Source organism: Azospirillum sp. B4, assembly GCF_000333275.1.
GTDB lineage: Bacteria > Pseudomonadota > Alphaproteobacteria > Azospirillales > Azospirillaceae > Nitrospirillum.
In genome coordinates, this window is the sequence record NZ_BACU01000330.1 from 1 (window position 1) to 3,136 (window position 3,136).

Here is a 3,136-nt window from a genome sequence, read left to right on the forward strand (position 1 = left end):
CAGGATCGACGGGACTGCCGTCGTGGCGGCGCAGGCGGTGGATGTCCGTCACACGGCATTCGAAATGGACGGGGCTTTCCGCCACGCGGGGCACGTCAACGTGTGTGCCGGCCAGGGGGGTCAGTCCCGCCAGCTGGAATTCATCGGTGCCGTAGGGCACGGGCGCGCTGGTCGCGTTCATCTGTTCCGCCAGATCGCGCGTGGCCAGGTTCCAGACGAACATGCCCGTCTCCTCGGCGTTCCGCAGGCTGTCATTTGGCAAAGAAATCGCGTGGAGTCATGTAGGCCCTATCGAGAATGACGGGAAATAAGGCCTGCAGCCGAATTGCCCCCGCCTTTGTAGCCGATTTGATCGACCAGGCAATCGCCCGTTTGTGCGAGAGATAGGGGTTATCTGGAATTGAGCCTTTCCGACGAAATGGCTGAAACAGGCACTAAGCAAATCTCGCCGATATTTGGGCAGCGGTCTTCTCTCGCAGTTGCGGTGCGGCGCTAGATTTTTGCACTATTTGGTGAAAATCTAGTTAAAATATGCAATAAGCCGGGCTGAAGTTTGGCGGTTCGCCTCACCCTTCATTCTGAGCTTATTCGCTATCTCACACCATTTGTAAGGCGCGCGGACCATCAACCCAGGTCGCGCGTTGCCTGCAGGGTTGGGCGAGTGGCCTTCTCCACCCAGGCGATGCCGCCAGCAGGGCCTTCAGGGGCTCGTGTTCCTTGATTTGGAGACTCACGCCGCCCTGACCGTTCCCAGGAAGCGCTCCACCGCGCCGGTCAGCACGTCGGCGTGTTCCGCCAGCTTGCCGGAGGTGCCCTTGATCTGGGTGGCGGCGCTGCCGGTGGTGGTGGCGGCGGCGCTGACCTGGGCGATGTCGCGGGACATGTCCTCGGTGCCGCTGGCGGCCTCGGTGATGCCGCGGGCCACCTCGCGGGTGGCGGCGGTCTGTTCCTCCACGGCCGAGGCGATGGCCAGGGCGATGTCGGCCATGCCGGTGATGGCGCCCCGCATGCCGGCGATGGCGGTGGCGGTGCGCTCGGCCAGGGTCTGGATGCGCCGCACCTGGTCGGTCACGTCCTCCGTCGCCTGGGCGGTCTGGGTCGCCAGGGCCTTGACCTCCGTCGCCACGACGGCGAAGCCCTTGCCGGCCTCGCCCGCGCGCGCCGCCTCGATGGTGGCGTTCAGGGCCAGCAGGTTGGTCTGGGCGGCGATGCCGGCGATCATGCCCACCACCTCGGTGATCTTGGCGGTGCTGTCGGTCAGCTGGCCCACCACCTCGGCCGAGGTGGTGCAATCGGCGATGGCGTCCTGGGCCTGCCGGCGGGAGCGGTCGACCTGCTGGGCGATCTCCTGCACCGTGGCGGCCAGCTGCTCCGACGCGGTCGCCACCATCTGCACGTTGGCGGAGGTCTGCACCGCCGTCCCGGCGACGGCGTGGGAGCGGTCGCGGGTGACGCCCGCCGCGTCCGCCATGGCGTCGGCCGTGCCCCGCATCTCGCGCGCCGCCGTGGCCAGGGCGGCGATCAGGCCGGCCACCTGGGCCTCGAAGGCGTCGGCCACCGCCGTCTGGGCCGCCTTGCGCTCCCGCTCCGCCTGGGTGCGCAGGGCCGCCTGTTCTGCCTCCAGCCGCCGCATCGCCGCCGCGTTGTCGCGGAAGACGGCCAGGGCGCGGGCCAGGTCGCCCAGCTCGTCCCCCCGGTCGGTGGCGGCCACGGCCACGGCCAGGTCGCCGGCGATGATGGCGCGGGTGGTGGCGGTCAGCCGCGCCAGGGGGCGCACCACCAGCCGCAGGCCCAGGATGCTGGCCCCCGCCAGGGCCGCTGCCACGCCCAGGGCGCCGGTCCAGGCCAGCGCCTGGCCGGTCTGGGCCCGCACGCGCGCCGCCTCGGCGGTCAGCGCCACGATCGTCCGGCCCTGGTCGTCGATGAAGCCGTCGGTCAGGGTCGAGGCCTCGCGTTCCCGGGGGCGGACCTGCTCGCGGAAGCGGGTGGCCGCCGCCGCGTCGTCACCGGCCAGGGCGGTTTTCACCACCGCCTCCACCTCGCGCATCACCGCCTCCTGGTCGCGGGTGAAGGTGGTCATGGCGCCGCCCGCCGGCAATCGCGGCTGCAAGGCCGCCACCAGGGCGCGCATCTCCCCCACGCGCTTCAGGGCGCGGTCGGCGAAGGGCTTTTTCGCCGCCGCCGGTTCCAGGATGGTGTTCAGGGCGTCGCGCTGGATGGCGCGGCTGAGGGCGCGGACCTCCGTCGCCTGGACCATCACCGCCTGCGCCTCCTCTAGCGTGTGGGAGATGGCCGCCGTCCGCCGCAGGCCGATCTGGCCGGCGATGACCAGGACGCCGGCGATCACCGCCATGCCGACCACGGGAAGCAATAGCTTGGGGGTAAGGCGCATGGGTAAGGCCCCGTTTTCCTGTTCTGCCGTTTTTTGAAGGTGTCGACGCCGGCGTGGTCGCGATGAGGGCGCCCGGCAAGGCGAGGGGACGGCGCGGGGAGCGCGCCGGGGCGAAGCCGGTGGCGTTGGGACGTGGATATTATTCAATATACTCTTTGGCACAAGACCCTGAATGCAAGTTTATTTATTAATTATTGGTTAACGCTTGATGGATGACCGGCGGGGCGACGTTCCTTTTGGCCGGGCGCCGGGCGTTCCGTCGGGTGTTCCGTCGGGCGGTACGGGGCCGGCAGGGCCGCCATGCCCGCTCCTGGGGGTTGGCAAGGTTGCTTCGTTGCGTCAAATGGGCCATTGTCGCAACTCCGTTTCGTTATTTGGCCTAGTTATGACCGACCGCACCCGCATCTACCTGTACGACACCACGTTGCGCGACGGCGCGCAGACCCAGGGCGTGGACTTCACCGCGGCCGACAAGGCCGCGATCGCGCGGGAATTGGATGCGCTGGGCATCGACTATATCGAGGGCGGCTGGCCGGGGGCCAACCCGACGGACGACGCCTTCTTTGCCGATCCGCCCCGGTTCAGGCGGGCGCGGCTGACGGCTTTCGGCATGACGCGGCGGCCGGGGCGCAGCGCCGGCAACGATCCGGGGCTGAACGCCCTGTTCAAGCGACCAGGCCCTGGCCGCCTGCGCCCGGCCCGACCCTGCCGGCTGGTCCCTGCGCGCCACCAGCCTGGAAACGC

General features: G+C 69.3%; 2 protein-coding genes and 1 pseudogene. 1 reads left to right on the forward strand and 2 read right to left on the reverse strand.

The genetic code is table 11. From position 1 onward, the window contains the following. Together I55_RS14830 and I55_RS39045 are read right to left on the reverse strand one after the other, a co-directional pair. Positions 1-223, reverse strand: a 223-nt coding sequence (locus I55_RS14830; RefSeq protein WP_199902600.1) for a flavin reductase, incomplete at its 3' end; no start/stop codon positions are given. A 507-nt stretch (positions 224-730) separates the two neighbouring features. Next, positions 731-2,392 (reverse strand): methyl-accepting chemotaxis protein, encoded by a 1,662-nt coding sequence (locus I55_RS39045; RefSeq protein ID WP_049974148.1) that lies wholly within the window; start codon positions 2,390-2,392, stop codon positions 731-733. Positions 2,393-2,777: 385 nt separating this feature from the next. Here I55_RS39045 and I55_RS14840 point away from each other — a divergent pair. Continuing rightward, positions 2,778-3,136: pseudogene (locus I55_RS14840) on the forward strand (hypothetical protein); the annotation flags it as partial.